We start from the raw sequence: 16,929 nt of genomic DNA, 5'->3' as shown, positions 1-16,929 counted from the left end.
CGTGCCGTGGAGCGGGCTTCGCCGCATGCCTCAGATGTGCGACTTCTCGAGTGTGGAAGGGGCCGGTGCCACTCTGTCGAAGACCTCGTCGATCTCCTGCTCCGCGGTGCTGGTGAGGAGGTAGGCCTGTGCCTCGCCGACGTGGAAGTACATCCCGTGCAGTTGGAGCGAGCCCTCGGCGAGTCGCCGGGCCACCGACTCATGGGCCCTCAGATGCTCCAGCTGCTGGACGACGTTGGTCAGGCACAGCTGCTCCACCGCGTCGGTGGGCAGGCGGCCGGAGATCCTGGCCCAGGAGCGGTGGCGGTTCTTCATCCGCTGGAGGCTGGGGCGGCCGTGCCGCAGCCAGCGGGTGAGCGGTGTGGCAGCACCACCTGGCGGGTTGCTCAGCAGGGCCTGCATCGCGCCGCAGCCCGAGTGTCCGCAGACGGTGATCGAATCGACCTCGAGGATGTCGACGGCGTACTCGATCGCGGCGGCGACGGAGTCGTCCGCCCCCTTTTCGCCGGGCAGTGGGACGAGGTTGCCCACATTGCGCACCGTGAACAGATCACCCGGCCCGCTTGCGGTGATCATGCTGGTCACCAGACGGGAGTCCGCGCAGGTGATGAACAGCTGTGACGGCCGCTGGCCCTCGCGTGCCAGCCGCGCCAGCTCGTCGCGCACCAGCGGGGCGGTGTTGCGCTGGAAGGAGCTCAGGCCGTTGGCCAGGTGATGGGTGTCGGTGTCGCGGGGCCGCTCGTCGCAATGGTGGTTGCGCCACGGGGTCCAGGGCCGGCAGCAGCCGTGGGTCTCGGCGGCCGGTTCGCTGATTCGCCCGCCGGCCCGCCCGGTCACCTCGACCGTTCCGCCCTGGGAGGTGTGGGAGGTCTGCCAGTCGTGCAGGGCCTCGTAGGCCGCGTGGTCCATGAAGGAACCGTCCAACTCGACCACGCAGTGGGCCCCGTGGGGGACCTGGCTCAGCATCCGGCTGAGTCGGGGCACGGCGAGGAAGGTCAGCTGGCCTCGGGCGCGCACCCGGTGGACGCCGTCCTGTTCCTCGGTGGTGATACGGGTACGGGTGAGCCGGTGCAGCGCGACCGCCACGGCCACGGCGATGCCGATGACCACGCCTTCCAGCACTCCGGTGAGGACGACGGCGGTCAGGGTGGCCGCGTAGACCAGCATCTCGCGGTTCTTCTTCACGCTGCGCAGATGCGTGATGTTGACCATCTGGACGCCCACGACCATGACCAGCGCCGCCAGCGCGGCCAGCGGGATCAGGTCGAGGACCGGCACCAGCAGCAGGGCCGCCACCACGACCCACAGGCCGTGCAGCATGGTGGAGTTGCGGCTCACGGCTCCCGCGGAGACGTTCGCCGAGCTGCGCACCGCGACACCGGTGACGGGCAGCCCTCCGAGGGCTCCGGACACCATGTTCGCCGCGCCCTGGCCCGCGAGCTCACGGTCCAGATCGGCACGAGGGATGCGCACGGCCGGCTTCTTGCGGGCGGCGACCAGCTTGTCGATGGCGACCGCCGACAGGAGTGACTCCACGCTCCCGACGAGCGTGATGGTGAGGACAGCGGCGAGCAGGCCGAGCACCGGACCTTCGGGAAGCTCGGGCAATGCGTGCGAACGCCAGGAAGGCAGGTCGACCCGCGGCAGGTGCAGTCCGGCGAAGGCCGCGAGCGCAGTGGCGGCGGCCACGGCGGCGAGGGCGGCGGGGATCTTACGGAGAATCCTGCCGGCGTGCCCGGGCACCCGTGGCCAGATCAGCAGCACCGCGACGGTCAGGACACTGACGGACAGGGCGGCCGGGTGGAGGTCGGCCAACTGGGCGGGCAGGCCTACCACGTTGCTCACGGCGGAGCTCTGGGGTGTGCCGCCGAGGACGATGTGGAGCTGGGCGAGCGCGATCGTGGCGCCGATTCCCGCGAGCATGCCGTGCACGATCGCCGGGCTCACGGCGAGGGCCGACCGGGCCACCCGCAGGGCGGCCAGGGCGAGTTGGCACAGTCCGGCGAGGACGGTGATGGCACAGGTGGTGCGCCATCCGTACCGCTGGATCAACTCGGCCGTCACTACGGTCAGTCCAGCGGCGGGGCCGCTGACCTGGAGCGGCGCTCCGCCGAGCCGGCCGACGACGATGCCTCCGACCGCCGCGGCGACGAGACCGGCCTGAAGCGGTGCGCCGGTCGCGAGCGCGATGCCGAGGGACAACGGAAGTGCGATCAGAAAGACGGCGATGGACGCGGAGACATCGGCGCCGTGGATGCGGAAGCGGCGGTCGTTGCCGGACGGCGGACCGTGCGGGCGCTGAAAAGGTGACGCGGGGGACAGCAGGTTCGTGCGGGCGGGGTCGTTCTCGTGGGGTTCGTCGGGCTGAGAAGCGTCGTCGGTACGCGTCGGGGCGTAGGACATGTTTCCCGTCTCCTCCGGGGCAGCGCGGTCGCGGAATGGGGGGACGCGGCCGTGGGTCACGGCGTACAGCGGCGGGATACTTCAAACGTTCGGTAAATGGATCGTAATGCAGAGTAAAGACTCGGGCATTATTTTCCGTGCAAATAGGGCAATGTTTCACCCGATGTGGTGATTAGTAATTTCATATCGGCTCGTCGCCCTCTCTCCCCGCTCATCGCGATGCGACTTTGACGGCTCCGTATGCACCGTCGTCAGACAGTCGTATTGGCACAGGAATGAGGTGGGCGGATGTTGGCCGCCACGAAGAGGGTCGTCGCCGTCGGCACGGTCGCCACGGCGCTGATCGCAGGTCTCGCAGCGTGTTCCGGCTCGAAGGCGCCGGGCGGCTCGGCCGGTGAACAGGGCGCTTCCGGGGGGAAGGAAGGTGTCGCCGCGCCGAAGAGCGCCGTACGCCTCATCGGTGACGGATCGACGGCGTTCACCGGCGCCCAGCCCGGGCTCCTCCGGCCCGAGCGCCTCAAGCCCGGCCAGAAGCCCCCGCAGTTCGTGGTCTTCTCCTGGGACGGTGCCGGCGAGGACAGCCAGAAGCTGTTCTCGCACTTCCGCGAAGTCGGCAAGAAGTACGACGCGACGATGACGTACTTCCTCAGCGGCGTCTATCTCCTCCCCGAGGAGAAGCGGTCGATGTACAACCCGCCGCAGCACTCGGCCGGCCGCTCCGACATCGGCTTCAACGACATCGACGGGATCAAGGACACCGTTCGCGAGCTGCGCGCCGCCTGGCTGGAAGGCAACGAGGTGGGGACCCACTTCAACGGCCACTTCTGCGGCAAGGACGGCGGGGTGGGCACCTGGTCCGTAGAGGAGTGGAAGAGCGAGATCAGCCAGGCCAAGTCGTTCGTCAAGAACTGGAAGACGAACGCGGGCCTCGCCTCCATGGAACCCCTCCCGTTCGATTACGACAAGGAACTCATCGGCGCCCGTACTCCGTGCCTCGAGGGACGGGACAACTTCATCCGCGCCGCGAGCGAGCTGGGCTTCCGCTACGACACCAGCGGCGTCAACAACCAGGTCTGGCCGAAGAAGGAACTCGGTCTGTGGGACCTCTCCCTCCAGATGGTCCCGGTGCCCGGCCGCGCCTTCGAGACGCTGGCGATGGACTACAACTTCATGGTCAACCAGTCCGGCACCGTCAAGGGTGACCCCTCCAAGCACACCTACTGGGGCAACCAGATGCGTGACGGCCTGATCCAGGCCTTCGACCGTGCCTATAAGGGCAACCGCGCACCGCTGATCATCGGCAACCACTTCGAGTCCTGGAACGGCGGCACTTACATGCGCGCCATCGAGCAGACGATCGCCACGGTCTGCGTGAAGAGCGACGTGAAGTGCGTGTCGTTCCGCCAACTCGTGGACTGGCTGGACGCGCAGGACCCGAAGGTCCTCGAGAAGCTGCGGGGTCTCGATGTCGGCCAGGCGCCGAAGGGCGGGTGGACCCAGTTCCTGGCCAAGCCCGTGGCTCCGGCGGCCCCGCCGGCCGAGAAGCCTGCCAAGAAGCCGGCCGGGAAGGCGGCGGCCGAGCCGGCCGAGAAGAGCTGAGGGCAGCCGGCGCCTGACGCCGCGCGCATGTCGGGCCGGTCCCGTCCCGGAGTCCGGGGACGGGACCGGCCCATGTCATCAGCCGGGCTGTGCCACGGGGGTGTGCTCTCCGAGCACGAAAGCGGGATCCACCTGTGCCGCCAGGTCCGCCCCCGTCCTCGCGTTTCCCCAGCTCTCTGCGTTCCTCAGATGGAAGTGCACCATCTGACGGGTGTAGCGCTCCCAGTCGCGGGCCGCGTAGGAGTCCTCCGCGGCGTTCTGCAGGCTCTGCAGGGCCATGCGGTTGTCCGCCTCCAACAGCTCGAAGCGGTGCGGACGTCCCTTCTCCATGGCACGTACCCAGTTGGAGTGCCCCACGGTGACGAGCAGGTCGTCGCCGACCTGCTCCCTCAGGAACGTGATGTCGTCCGGGCCCTGCACCTTGTTGCCCACGACCTTCAGGCTCACGCCGTAGTCGCGGGCGTACTCCTTGTACTGGCGGTAGACGGAAACACCCTTGAGGGTGGGCTCCGCCACCAGGAACGTCATGTCGAAGCGGGTGAACATCCCGGAGGCGAACGAGTCGGAGCCGGCGGTCATGTCGACCACCACGTACTCGTCCGGGCCGTCGACGAGGTGGTTCAGGCAGAGCTCGACCGCGCCGACCTTGGAGTGGTAGCAGGAGACGCCGAGATCCGACTCGGTGAAGGGGCCGGTGGCCATCAGCCGGATGTCGCCGTCGTCGAGCCGGATCGTACGGGCGCACGCGTCGTACACCGGGTTGTCCTCGACGACGCGCAGCAGCCGCGATCCCTCGCCTGGAGGGGTGGTCTTGATCATCGTGTCGGCCGAGGCGATGCGGGGGTTGGAGCCGCGCAGATAGTCCTTGATCAGCGGCAGGTGCGCCCCCATCGCGGGCAGCGCCGCCGCTTCGGCCTCGTCGAGACCGAGCGCGGCACCGAGATGCTGGTTGATGTCGGCGTCCACCGCGATGACGTGCGCCTCGTTGGCTGCCAGGTGGCGGATGAACAGGGAGGACAGGGTCGTCTTGCCGCTGCCGCCCTTCCCTACGAAAGCGATCTTCATGTTCACCTAGAGTAGCGGAGCGATTGCTTCTGGTTGTCGCGAAGGGTGAGGAAGACCACTCCAAGGTGGGCCGGACCCGCTCGCGCGCGTAACCTCGCTACTTATGAGTACGAACGCCTCGTCGGCCGATCCCCTCGCCGCCCTCGGCGCCCTGCCGGGCGTTGCCGACTCCGTGGATTCCGTGCGGAAGGCAGTCGACAGGGTCTACGGACACCGTGTCATGCGCCGGCGCAGCAACGAGATCACTTCCGAGGCCGCGCTGCGCGGAGCGCGCGGTTCGGCCGCGCTGTCCGGGGCGGACTGGGCGCTGGAAGAGGTGCGCAGGCGGACCGACTTCGGCAGCGAGCCGGAGGCACGCACGGTCGGCGCCGCCCTGCGGCTCACGGCGGAAGCCGGGCAACTGCTCTCCATCTGGCGGCAGTCGCCGCTGCGCGTCCTGGCCCGGCTGCACCTGGTGGCGGCCGGCCGGGCGGTCGACGACGACACCGTGGGGCGGCCGCGCCTGCCCGGCGAGACGGTGGACGAGCCGCTGATCAACGCACCGCTGCCGGACGTCGCCGAGGTGACGGGCCGGCTGGAGGGCCTGGCGGAGCTGATCATCGCAGGGACGGAAGCGCCCGCGCTGGTGACCGCTGCGGTGGTGCACGGCGAGCTTCTGGCGCTGCGGCCGTTCGGTTCGTACAACGGCCTGGTCGCCAGGGCGGCCGAGCGGATCGTGCTCGTCGGCAGCGGGCTCGACCCGAAGTCGATCTGCCCGGCCGAGGTCGGCCATGCCGAGCAGGGCAGGGCCTCCTATGTGGCCGCCTTCGAGGCGTATCTGACCGGGACGCCGGAGGGGCTGGCCGCGTGGATCGCCCACTGCGGCCGCGCGGTGGAGCTCGGCGTCAGGGAATCGACCGCGGTGTGCGAGGCGCTTCAGCGCGGCGCCGCCTGAGGTCGCCTGAGGTCCGGAAAAGCGCCTGGAACGGGTTGCGGCGGTACCGATTCCGGTACCGCCGCTGGCATGAGCCCCGAGTTACCATGCGTCCTCGAAATGTTGCCCATCAGGTCGGGAACTTTGCCCGTTACCTGGTGCGGCTGGCCCGTAATCGACGGGTCGACGTCGCGTGGGTGCTCAGTTTTCATGCTCGGTCCGTGGGGCCTTACTGCGTTACAGATGATCCTTTCGGATGTCCTCGGTCTCGCGGGCCGTGACTCCTTTGTACTCCTGCGGCCACGGATCGGAAAGCCCTGCCTGCAGTTCTTTACTTTTAGGTTCAAATACGGGCGAACCGGATCGCCGCTGATCTGCCTGGACCGCCCCGCGCCGGAAGCCCCGAGGCACCCGTGCGCTGGAGGCGGTGGGCGTCAGCCGGCGGAAGCCTGTGCGGCGGAGGTCCGCCGGCGGCTGGCGTACCAGACGAGCCCCGCCGTGGCCGCTGCCGCTCCGACGGCGGCCATTGCCACCAGGGCCGGCCGCGGTGTCATCGAGAAACCGGGCAGTCGCTGCTTCAACCGCACCGGACGGTGGAAGTCGAGAATCGGCCAGTCCCGCAGGACCGCTTCGCGGCGGAGTCCACGCCCCGGGTTCACCGCGTACGGATGCCCCACGGCCGCGAGCATGGGTACGTCGGTGACCGAGTCGCTGTAGGCGTAACAGCGTGCGAGGTCGTACCCCTCGGACTCGGCGAGCTCCCGGATCGCCTCCGCCTTGGTGGGCCCGTACGCGTAGTAGCCCACCTCGCCGGTGAAGCAACCGTCGTCGCCGACCACCATGCGGGTGGCCACCACGCGGTCGGCGCCGAGCAGCTCGCCGATCGGCTCCACGACCTCGGCGCCCGAGGTCGAGACGATCACCACGTCGCGGCCGGCGGCGTGATGCTCCTCGATGAGCGAGGCGGCCTCGTCGTAGATGATCGGGTCGATGAGGTCGTGGAGCGTCTCGGCGACGATCTCCTTGACCTGCTGGACGTTCCAGCCTTTGCAGAGCATGGAGAGGTACTCGCGCATCCTCTCCATCTGGTCGTGGTCCGCGCCGCCCGCGAGAAAAACGAACTGGGCATAGGCGGTACGCAGTACGGCGCGCCGGTTGATCAGCCCGCCTTGGTAGAAGGACTTGCTGAAGGTCAGAGTCGATGACTTCGCAATGACCGTCTTGTCCAGGTCAAAGAAGGCGGCTGTGCGCGGCAAGGAGTGGTTTTCCACGAGGCAGAGCATATGTGCCCGCCATTCGGCGTACGCTGGGGCCTGTGGGTTTGCCTGAGAAGGCTCTCGGGTACACCATGGAAGTCACGGATCGTTCGCGACCGTGCTAACCCGGTCCGGCTCCTCCCCCCCCGAGTCGGCCGGAGAGACGACCCCCGCTCTCCCCCCCGGCGGGGGTCGTCGCATGTCCGGGCACGTTTTCCCGGTAATCCCGCGCCTCGGGCGCCATCGTTTCGCCCCTCCATGGTTCTGAGCGGTACCGGACGGCTCACCCCCGAATTCGTCACTGACCGTAGTCGACGGGCTGCTCTCCGAGAGTCTTCCAGAGAGTCTGCAGAGTCGCTCCGAGATCCGTCCATGGACCATCAAGGACTCACCGGTATGAGCTACCGGGATATTCACAAGTGGCGAGTTGTCCACAGCTTTTCAGCAAGATCCACACGATTTTTCACCGGGCTGCACCGTGATTCCAGCCGCGTAACTCGCGGGCCGAAGGAATCACGGATCTCGAAGCGATGCGAGATCGCAGAGGGAAGGGGTGGAGATCGTGGCCGGATCCATCACATCGGACCGCCCGCGTGCCGCGGAGGAGCGGCCTGGCGGGCCCTTGATCGTCACCGAGGACATGGAGCTGCTCGACGATCTGCTGCGCCTGTGCGCGGCGGCGGGTGCCGAGCCGGAGGTCCACCATTCGCTGCCCGAGCGGAAGGGCGGCTGGGAGGAGGCACCGCTCGTCCTCGTCGGCGACGATGCCGCCGCGCGCTGCCGCGGAGCCTCGCGCAGGCGCGGGGTGTTCCTGGTGGGCAGGGACCAGGACGACCCGGACGTGTGGCGGCGAGCCGTGGAGATCGGGGCCGACTGCGTGCTGCGCCTCCCCGACGCGGAGAGCTGGCTGGTCGACCGGATCGCGGACGTGGTCGAAGGTGTGGGACGCCAGGCGCTGACCGTGGGGGTGATCGGCGGTCGCGGCGGCGCCGGGGCCTCGACCCTGGCCACCGCTCTCGCGGTGACGTCCGCCCGCGGCGGGCGGCGCACGATGCTCGTCGACGGCGACCCTCTCGGCGGAGGCCTGGACGTGCTCCTCGGAGGCGAGCACACGGAGGGCAGACGATGGCCGGATTTCGCCGCTTCGAAGGGCCGTGTCGCCGGAGGTGCGCTGGAGGAGTCCTTGCCCGAGCTGCATGCGCTGCGCGTGCTCAGCTGGGACCGCGGTGATTCCGTCGTCGTTCCCCCGGAGGCCATGAGGTCCGTCCTGGCGGCTGCCCGCCGACGGGGCGGAGTGGTGGTCGTCGATCTGCCACGGCGGGTCGACGAAGGGGTGGCTGAGGCCTTGGCACAGCTCGATCTGGGTCTGCTGGTCGTACCGGGCGAGCTGCGAGCGGTCGCCGCCGCGAACAGGGTGGCCTCCGCCGTGGGCATGGTCCTGGCGGACCTGCGGGTGGTGTGCCGCGGGCCGTACGCGCCGGGATTGGACGAGCAGTGGGTTGCGGGTGCCCTCGGACTGCCGCTCGCCGGTGAACTTCCGACGGAGCCGGGACTCGTGGCCGCGCAGATCGCCGGAGCGCCACCGGGCGCCAGTGGCCGCGGACCGCTTGCCAGGTTCTGCACCGCCTTCTGGGAGCGCGCGCTGGTGGGGGAGGGCGTCGCATGAGCTCCGGACTGCTGGAGGCCGTACGGCAGCGCCTGGCGGAGAGCGGTGCGGAGCCCACACCGGCCCGCGTGGCCGCGGCACTGCGGGCGCAGGGCCGCCTGCTGGGCGACGCCGAAGTGCTGGGCGGCACAGAGCGGTTGCGTTGCGAGCTGGTGGGCACGGGGCCGCTGGAGCCGCTGCTGGCCGACCCGTCGGTGACGGACGTGCTGGTTTCCGCGCCCGACCGGGTGTGGGTGGACCGGGGCAGGGGCCTGGAGCTCACCGAGGTGACGTTCGCGGACGCGGGATCGGTGCGCAGACTGGCCCAGCGGCTCGCCGCTGTGGCGGAGCGGCGGCTGGACGACGCCCGCCCTTGGGTGGACGCCCGTCTGCCCGACGGGACACGGATGCATGCCGTGATCCCTCCCGTGGCCGTGGGCTCGACGTGCCTTTCGCTGCGTGTCGTGCGGCCCCGAGCCTTCTCCGTCGGAGAGCTGGTCACCGCCGGCACGGTGCCGCCCGGCGGGGACAGGCTGCTGCGGGCGCTGATCGAGGCCAGACTCTCGTTCCTGATCAGCGGCGGGACCGGTTCGGGGAAGACGACGCTGCTGAGCACCCTCCTGGGGATGGTCGGGGACAGGGAGCGCATCGTCCTTGCCGAGGACTCGGCCGAACTGCGACCCGAGCACCCGCATGTGGTGAGGCTGGAGTCGCGCACGGCGAACCAGGAGGGCGCCGGTCGCGTGACCCTGAAGGACCTGGTGAGACAGGCGCTGCGGATGCGCCCCGACCGGCTGGTGGTCGGAGAGGTCCGGGGCGCGGAGGTGACGGAGCTTCTGGCGGCCCTCAATACAGGCCACGAAGGCGGCTGCGGCACTGTCCATGCGAACGCGGCGGCGGACGTTCCGGCTCGGCTCGAGGCGCTGGGCACCGCCGCCGGGCTCGATCGGGCCGCGCTGCACAGCCAGTTGGCAGCCGCCCTCGCGGTCGTGATCCACCTCGTGCGGGACGGGGCAGGCAGGCGGCGGCTGGCAGAGATCCATGTGCTGGAGCGGGACGCCGCGGGACTGGTGGTGACCGTGCCGGCCCTGAGATGGGCCAAGGGGGCGTTCGCGGCAGAGGCGGGCTGGGAGCGGCTGCGGGCCCTGGTCGGTGATGCGCTGTGACGGTCGTCCAGTCGATGTGCGCGGCGGCGCTGTGCCTGGTCGCGGCCACCTGGCTGCTGACCGTTGGGCAGGAGCGGGCGCTGCGCAGGGCGCGGCTGATGCTCGCCGGCCCGGGGGCGGCGGTGCTGCCTCCGTGGTGGTCCTGGAGAGGGCTGCTGCCCGTGATCACGTTCCGCAAGGAGTGGTGGTGCCTACCCGCGGGAGTGGCGGTGGCCGTCGCCGGCGAATCCCCGCTGCCGCTGGCAGCGGGAGCCGTCGCCGTGCCGTTGGTGCGGCGGTGGCTGCGGGCCCGGGAGCGCCGGAGGGACGAGGACCGACGGGCCCGAGGGGTCATCGGTCTGTGCGGGGCGACGGCCGGGGAGCTGAGGGCCGGACTGCAGCCCGCACAGGCACTGCTTTTCGCCGTGGGGGCGACGGACGTCCTCGGTGACGCGGAGGCCCGGGTGCTGGCGGCGGCGAGGTTCGGCGGAGACGTGCCCGAGGCGTTGCGGTCGGCGGCACGACAGCCGGGTGCGGAAGGACTGGCCGGGGTGGCGGCGTGCTGGCGGGTCGCGGTGGACGGTGGTGCCGGTCTGGCGGCCGGACTGGACCGCCTGGAGGCGTCCCTGCGTGCCGAGATGGATCAACGGGAGGAGCTGGCAGCACAGTTGGCCGGTGCCTGGTCGACCATCGTGCTGCTGGCACTGCTGCCGGTCGCGGGTCTGGCCATGGGCTGGGCTCTCGGAGCCGACCCACTGCACGTGCTGTTCCACAGCCCGGCAGGTATCGCCTGTCTGGTGATCGGAGGGCTGCTCGAGACAGCGGGGCTGTGCTGGGCCGGACGGATCGTACGCGCCGGAGAAGAGGCATGAACGGCGAAGCCGTCCACAGGCTGGGGACGACGGCGGCGATTCTCTCCGCGCTGGCCTGCCTCGTCTCCCTGGCGGCGGCGAAGCGGCGAGAAGGCAGAGCGCGTACCAGAGGTGCGGCCCTGCTGCGGGCCGGGCCCGAAGCTCCGCGCCGGAGAGTCGACTTAGGGCGTTGGGCCAAACCCTGGGCGGCGCCGCTGGGCGTGGCAGTCGTCGGCTGGTTCCTGATCGGCGGGGCGACGGGCGGCGCGGTGGGACTTGTCGCCGCCGTGGGAGTGCGTCGGTGGCAGCGGGGCCGAGAAAAGCGGACAGGTGCCGGCACACCCGCGGCCGACGCCCGTAAGGAGGCGGCCCGCCAACTGCCCCTGGCGGCAGATCTGATGGCCGCGTGTATCTCCGCCGGAGCGAGCCCGCGGGAGGCGGCGGAGGCGGTCGGTGAATCGCTGGGTGGTCCGGTAGGCGCCGGCCTCGCACGAACTGCCGCACAGCTGCGGCTCGGTGCCGAACCGTCGCCTGCGTGGGGCTGCTTCGGTGAGATACCGGGCGCGGAGCCGCTGGCCCGCTGTCTGGAGCGGGCCGACTCCGCCGGAGCGCCGGCCGCGGATCCGGTGTCCCGGCTCGCCGGGCGACTCCGTGCGGAGCGTGCCCGCGCCGTGGCCGGCCGGGGGCGCAGGGCGCAGGTGCTGATCACGGCACCGGTGGGGCTGTGCTTCCTGCCCGCCTTCCTCGCGGTCGGCGTGGCGCCCGTCGTGATCGGTCTGGCGGGCGGGCTGCTGCACGGCAACTGACGGCCAACAACCCCACTACCGACCAACTCCACGACAGAGACGGCAATTTCGACATCAGGGAGTTCGACATGTGGCAGGCGATGCGGGTTCGGCTGACTGCGCTGAGGCGCAGGATGCGCACCGACGACGGAATGACCACATCCGAGTACGCGATGGGAACGATCGCCGCGTGCGCCTTCGCGGCGGTCCTCTACAAGATCGTCACCAGCGGCACCGTATCGGGAGCCCTGGAAGCCGTGATCGGGAAGGCGCTCGATGCGCAGTTCTGAGGCAGCGCCCGCGGGCGCAGGCGCGGGCGCGGCGGCAGGGGCAGCCCCGTGGGCAAGGACAGTCGCGCGGCCAGGAGCCGGCGCGGTCTCGAAGGCAGGGACATCGGCGGGCGCCGAAGGGGGCCCAGGGCGGGACAACATCCAAGACAAAAGTTGCGGCAAGGAGTTCGGGGAGAGGGGGTCCGTTACTGCGGAGGCCGCAGTCGCGGTGCCGGCGCTGGTGGTGTTCACCATGGGCCTGGTCTGGGCCTTGATGGCGGCTTCGGCGCAGATCCAGTGCGTGGACGCCGCGCGGGCCGGTGCTCGTGCGGCGGCCCGGTCGGAGCCTCGGGCCGCGGCCGTCGCCGCTGCCCGTTCCGCGGCACCGAGCGGATCCGACATCACCCTTACGCGCAGCGGTGACCTGTGGCGCGTACGCGTCGAGGCGGACACGCCCGGGCCCGGCGCGCTTGCCCTGACGCTCAGCGCGGAAGCGGCCGCGCTCGCCGAGGACACCGTGGGTCGAGGGCCGAAGGCGGTTGTGCCGGGCGCCCTCGTCGGGCGGGAAAGCGGTCTCCAGACCACAGCCGGGCCGGGGCCGAAGGCCGTCGCACCAGACGTCGTCGTCAGGCGGGCCACCGGTCCCGAAGCCCCCGCAGGACAGGCGTCACCGGACGGGGCACCCGAGGGCACCGCCCGGATCGCCGTGCTGCCCCCGCCTCCGGCCCTGGTGGCGGTCTCAGGCCCCGCCCAGGCCTCCCTGGTCCGCCGACACCGGGGCGGCGCTCAGGAGCGGGGAGGCGCCCACGTGCTGTTTCGCGCGGACAGAGGGGGCCGCGGCAGCGACACAGGTCCTGTCCGCGTCGTCGGTGCGCCGGGAGCGGAACGCCCTGAACGGCTCGGCACCGCCACAGCGGCGACCGTGGAGGTGGTGCCGTGAGCGAGGACCGTGGCTCGGCGACCGTGTGGGTGGCGATGGCGACGACTGTGCTCTGTGCGGTGTTCGCGATCATCCTGGCGATGGGCCAGGCCGTGGTCGCCCGCCACCGGGCGGGAGCGGCGGCCGACCTCGCCGCCCTCGCCGCGGCCGACAACGCTCTGCGGGGCACGGCCGAGGCCTGTGCGACGGCCGGCCGGGTGGCGGACGCACAGGGAGCTCGGATCGTCCGGTGCTCCGTGGCGGGCGAGACCGCGGACGTGACGGCGCTGGCCCGCTTCGGCCCGTACGCCCCGACGGTCAGGGCCCGGGCGGGGCCGTCGGAGTCTCCTGAGCCGCCGGCGCTGTCCGGAGCAGTTCGGTGAGCAGCCGGACCGCGCCGCGCTTGTGCAACGGATCGTTGCCGTTGCCGCATTTGGGCGACTGGATGCACGACGGGCAGCCCGCCTCGCATTCGCACGAGGCGATCGCCTCCCGGGTGGCCGTGAGCCATTCGCGGGCCGTGTGGAAGGCCCGCTCGGCGAAGCCCGCCCCGCCCGGATGTCCGTCGTACACGAACACGGTCGGCAGCAGTGTGTCCGGATGGAGCGGTACGGAGACGCCTCCGATGTCCCAGCGGTCGCACGTGGCGAACAGGGGCAGCATCCCGATGGAGGCGTGCTCGGCGGCGTGCAGGGCTCCGCCCAGCTGCTCCGGGTTGACGCGGGCGGCGTCCAGTTGGTCCTCGGTGACCGTCCACCACACGGCGCGGGTGCGCAGGGTCCGCGGAGGCAGGTCGAGCTTGGACTCGCCGAGGACCTCACCGGTGATGAGTCTGCGCCGCAGGAAGGAGACGACCTGGTTGGTGACCTCGACGGAGCCGTAGCTGAGGCGACCGTCACCCCATGGGACCTCGACGTCGGTTTCGAGTACGGAGATGGAGGTGGTGTCACGGGCGGTGGTCGAGTAGGGCGGGCCGGCCTCCTTCACCAGGGCGACGGAGTCCTCCAGGACCAGTCGTTCGACCAGGTACGTACGGCCTTGGTGCAGGTGGACGGCGCCGTCGTGGACCGCAGTGTGGGCGGCGCCCTCGTCGACGGTGCCGAGCAGCCGGCCCGTGGCGGACTCGACGATCTGGACGGGGCGCCCGCCGCCGCCCCGGATGTCGGTCAGGTCGGCGGCCCGCTCACGACGGGTCCAGTGCCAGCCGGACGCCCGCCGCCGCAGCAGCCGCGCCGCCTCCAGTTGTGGCATGAGGTCCGCCGCGCCAGGACCGAAGAGCTCGAGGTCGGGCTCGGTGAGCGGAAGCTCGGCGGCTGCCGCGCACAGGTGGGGGGCCAGCACGTAGGGGTTGTCGGGGTCGAGGACGGTGGATTCCACCGGACGGTCGAACAGGGCCTCGGGGTGATGGACGAGATACGTGTCCAGCGGATCGTCACGGGCCACCAGCACGGCGAGGGCGCCCTCGGCCGAACGGCCCGCCCTGCCCGCCTGTTGCCACAGGGAGGCCCGGGTGCCCGGGTATCCGGCGATCACGACGGCGTCCAGGCCGGCGACGTCCACGCCCAGCTCCAGTGCGGTGGTGGCCGCCAGACCGAGGAGTTCCCCGGAGTGCAGGGCTCTCTCCAGCGCCCGGCGCTCCTCGGGGAGGTAGCCGCCCCGGTAGGCCGCGACACGCCGGGGCAGAGAGCGGTCCACCTCGGCGAGGCGCTCCTTGGCGATCACGGAGATCAGCTCGGCGCCGCGGCGGGAGCGTACGAAGGCCACGCTGCGGACGCCCTGCACCGTCAGATCGGTCAGGAGATCGGCGGTCTCCGCGGTCGCGGTGCGGCGCACCGGCGCGCCCTTCTCGCCCTGGAGCTCGGTCAGCGGCGGCTCCCACAGCGCGAAGACCAGCTCTCCCCGCGGGGACGCGTCGTCCGCGACCTCGTGCACGGGCAGGCCGGTGAGCCGGCCCGCGGAGACGGCCGGTTCCGCGGATGTGGCGGAGGCGAGCAGGAAGACCGGATTCGCACCGTAGCGCGCGCACAGCCGGCGAAGGCGCCGGAGCACCTGGGCCACATGGGAGCCGAACACGCCGCGGTAGGTGTGGCACTCGTCGATCACGACGTACCGCAGTGAGCGAAGGAAGGAGGACCAGCGTGGATGGGCGGGGAGTATCCCGCGGTGCAGCATGTCCGGGTTGGTGAGGACGTAATTGGCGTACTGGCGCACCCATTCGCGTTCCTCGACCGGCGTGTCGCCGTCGTAGACGGCGGGCCGGATCCGGTTGCCGAGAGGGGCCGCCAGCTCCTTCACCGAGCGTCGCTGGTCGGCCGCGAGAGCCTTGGTGGGCGCGAGGTACAGAGCGGTGGTGCCCCGGCCGTTGGCCGCCTCGGCGCCGTCGAGGAGGGTGCTGAGCACGGGGGCCAGATAGGCGAGCGACTTGCCGGACGCCGTCCCGGTCGCGATGACCACGGATTCGCCGTCCAGGGCGTGCTCGGCGGCGGTCGCCTGGTGGGCCCAGGGGTGCTCGATTCCGGCATCCCGGACGGCGCTGATCACTTCTGCCCGGATGCGGTCCGGCCAGACTGCATGCCTGCCCGGTCGAGGGGGCAGGTGCTCCGTATGAGTGATGCGCGCAGCCCGGCTCGCACCAGCGGCGAGCCGGTCGAGGACCGTGCTGGGGGAGGGGCGGTTTTCCACGCTCCCGGGCGGTCGACTGGGACGGTGATTCATGGCCATCGGCACCGAGTGTGTCACTGGCGTGACGGACAATGGTCCCAAGGCGTCGTGCATGGCTGCTGGTAAGTGATTGAATGCCATCGCGGCTGGCGACCGTCCTCCGGCTCCGTCGGGGAGACTTGAAGGGCGGCCGCTCGATAGCAAGGTGCTGGAGGATCCGTGGACCTGTCCCTGTCGACTCGCAATGTGTCCGGACCTGGTGGCGACCGTACGGTCGTCGAGGTCGGTGGCGAGATTGATGTGTATACCGCGCCCAAGCTGCGCGAGCAGTTGGTCGAGTTGGTGAACGACGGCAGCTACCACCTGGTTGTCGACATGGAGGGCGTGGACTTCCTCGACTCCACCGGCCTCGGCGTGCTCGTGGGCGGGCTCAAGCGTGTGCGTGCGCACGAGGGCTCCCTGCGCCTGGTCTGCAACCAGGAGCGCATTCTCAAGATCTTCCGGATCACGGGTCTGACCAAGGTGTTCCCCATTCACACCACGGTCGACGAAGCTGTCGCGGCGACCGACTGACGGTCGGCCGGAGACTGCCGGAAGCAGGAGGGGCCCCGGGCATCCAGCCCGGGCCTCTGAGAGGCACGCCCGTACGTCGAGAGGCACGCCCGTACGTCCGAGGGGGACTGCATGGCCACCGTTGAGCTCCGCTTCAGCGCCCAGCCCGAACACGTCAGGACGGCGAGACTGGTCGCCGCTGCCGTGGCTCGTCGTGCCGGGGTCGAGGAGGCGGTGCTGGACGAGGTCCGGCTCGCCGTCGGAGAGGCCTGCAGCCGTGCTGTCGGGCTGCACCGCAGCCATGGCATCACCGCGCCCGTCAGGGTGGTCCTGGCCGACGAGGAGAAGATCTTCTCCATCGAGGTCGGTGACGAGGTCCCGAGCGCGGGCGCCGGCTCCACGGCCGTGTCCGGTGGACGTGGCGAGGGAGCCGAGGACTTCGACGCGGAGGGCGAGGACGAGATGGGTCTCGCCGTCATCAGCGGCCTCGTCGACGACGTGGAGGTTTCCTCCACCGAGGACGGCGGGGTCATCCGTATGAGCTGGCCGGCGGCGTCGTTCGCCATCACGCCCTGAGTCGCCACCGGTCTGAGTCGCCACCGCTCTGAGTAGTCACCCTGAGCGTCGCGCCCTGAGCCTTCAGCCCTGAGCGTCACCCTTGAGTTGCTGCCCGGGAGCCGTCGGCTGCCCTTGGTCGGGCCCGTCGGCTCGAGACCGTCGCACAGCGGCCCGTCGTTCCTCAGAGCGATCGGCACGGGCCCGTCGTCCTGGGCCGTCACGCACCCACTGATCGACGCTCCCTGAGTCGTCACGCCTGGATCCGACCGTGCAGGACCGGACAGTCCTGGGAGCGGTGTGCCGGAAGG

15 protein-coding genes are annotated in these 16,929 nt (G+C 70.8%); 11 read left to right on the top strand and 4 right to left on the bottom strand.

Going from position 1 to position 16,929, the window contains the following annotated elements; genetic code table 11:
- Positions 1-30: 30 nt before the first annotated feature.
- Positions 31-2,403 carry a SulP family inorganic anion transporter gene (locus SPRI_RS17355; RefSeq protein ID WP_106428431.1) on the bottom strand — a complete coding sequence of 791 codons (2,373 nt, stop codon included), beginning with the start codon at positions 2,401-2,403 and terminating at the stop codon, positions 31-33.
- Between the two features lie 288 nt (positions 2,404-2,691).
- On the opposite strand from SPRI_RS17355, the gene SPRI_RS17350 reads away from it, so the two are divergent.
- The gene (locus SPRI_RS17350) at positions 2,692-4,002 is read left to right on the top strand and encodes a polysaccharide deacetylase family protein (protein WP_005314393.1); all 1,311 of its coding nucleotides are present in this window, start codon (positions 2,692-2,694) and stop codon (positions 4,000-4,002) included.
- Positions 4,003-4,080: 78 nt separating this feature from the next.
- Here SPRI_RS17350 and SPRI_RS17345 read toward each other — a convergent pair whose 3' ends face one another.
- Complete coding sequence (locus tag SPRI_RS17345; RefSeq protein WP_037774110.1) at positions 4,081-5,067, bottom strand: ATP-binding protein; 987 nt, start codon at positions 5,065-5,067, stop codon at positions 4,081-4,083.
- A gap of 103 nt (positions 5,068-5,170) precedes the next feature.
- Between SPRI_RS17345 and SPRI_RS17340 the strand changes: the two genes are divergently transcribed.
- Complete coding sequence (locus SPRI_RS17340) at positions 5,171-6,001, top strand: Fic family protein (protein ID WP_005314386.1); 831 nt, start codon at positions 5,171-5,173, stop codon at positions 5,999-6,001.
- A 413-nt stretch (positions 6,002-6,414) separates the two neighbouring features.
- On the opposite strand, the gene SPRI_RS17335 is transcribed toward SPRI_RS17340, so the two are convergent.
- Entirely contained in the window at positions 6,415-7,263 is an 849-nt protein-coding gene (locus SPRI_RS17335) for an HAD family hydrolase (RefSeq protein ID WP_005314378.1), read from the bottom strand.
- A 535-nt stretch (positions 7,264-7,798) separates the two neighbouring features.
- Between SPRI_RS17335 and ssd the strand changes: the two genes are divergently transcribed.
- The 7 genes from ssd (at position 7,799) to SPRI_RS17300 (ending at position 13,233) form a co-directional block, all read left to right on the top strand.
- Positions 7,799-8,902 (top strand): septum site-determining protein Ssd, encoded by a 1,104-nt coding sequence (gene ssd, locus SPRI_RS17330; protein ID WP_037776466.1) that lies wholly within the window; start codon positions 7,799-7,801, stop codon positions 8,900-8,902.
- A complete protein-coding gene (locus SPRI_RS17325) occupies positions 8,899-10,047 on the top strand; it encodes a TadA family conjugal transfer-associated ATPase (RefSeq protein WP_053557077.1) in 1,149 nt (382 codons plus the stop codon). The genes ssd and SPRI_RS17325 overlap by 4 nt, the downstream gene beginning before the upstream one ends.
- A 14-nt stretch (positions 10,048-10,061) precedes the next feature.
- Positions 10,062-10,898, top strand: a complete 837-nt coding sequence (locus tag SPRI_RS17320) for a type II secretion system F family protein (protein ID WP_005314369.1) — start codon at positions 10,062-10,064, stop codon at positions 10,896-10,898.
- A complete protein-coding gene (locus tag SPRI_RS17315; RefSeq protein ID WP_005314366.1) occupies positions 10,895-11,683 on the top strand; it encodes a type II secretion system F family protein in 789 nt (262 codons plus the stop codon). The genes SPRI_RS17320 and SPRI_RS17315 overlap by 4 nt, the downstream gene beginning before the upstream one ends.
- A 68-nt stretch (positions 11,684-11,751) precedes the next feature.
- A complete protein-coding gene (locus SPRI_RS17310) occupies positions 11,752-11,952 on the top strand; it encodes a DUF4244 domain-containing protein (protein WP_005314364.1) in 201 nt (66 codons plus the stop codon).
- 208 nt (positions 11,953-12,160) lie between these two features.
- Positions 12,161-12,871 (top strand): TadE family type IV pilus minor pilin, encoded by a 711-nt coding sequence (locus SPRI_RS39975; RefSeq protein WP_005314363.1) that lies wholly within the window; start codon positions 12,161-12,163, stop codon positions 12,869-12,871.
- Complete coding sequence (locus SPRI_RS17300) at positions 12,868-13,233, top strand: Rv3654c family TadE-like protein (protein ID WP_005314361.1); 366 nt, start codon at positions 12,868-12,870, stop codon at positions 13,231-13,233. The genes SPRI_RS39975 and SPRI_RS17300 overlap by 4 nt, the downstream gene beginning before the upstream one ends.
- Here SPRI_RS17300 and SPRI_RS17295 read toward each other — a convergent pair.
- Positions 13,169-15,652, bottom strand: coding sequence for a DEAD/DEAH box helicase (locus SPRI_RS17295; protein WP_005314359.1), 2,484 nt, complete (start codon positions 15,650-15,652; stop codon positions 13,169-13,171). The genes SPRI_RS17300 and SPRI_RS17295 overlap by 65 nt on opposite strands.
- A 78-nt stretch (positions 15,653-15,730) precedes the next feature.
- Between SPRI_RS17295 and SPRI_RS17290 the strand changes: the two genes are divergently transcribed.
- A complete protein-coding gene (locus SPRI_RS17290; RefSeq protein ID WP_003967428.1) occupies positions 15,731-16,084 on the top strand; it encodes an STAS domain-containing protein in 354 nt (117 codons plus the stop codon).
- A 111-nt stretch (positions 16,085-16,195) separates the two neighbouring features.
- On the top strand, positions 16,196-16,639 hold the full coding sequence (locus SPRI_RS17285; protein WP_005314349.1) for an ATP-binding protein: 444 nt from the start codon (positions 16,196-16,198) through the stop codon (positions 16,637-16,639).
- The last annotated feature ends 290 nt before the right edge of the window (positions 16,640-16,929 follow it).

Source organism: Streptomyces pristinaespiralis, assembly GCF_001278075.1.
Classification (GTDB): Bacteria; Actinomycetota; Actinomycetes; order Streptomycetales; family Streptomycetaceae; genus Streptomyces; species Streptomyces pristinaespiralis.
This window is presented reverse-complemented; position numbering and strand designations above follow the sequence as displayed.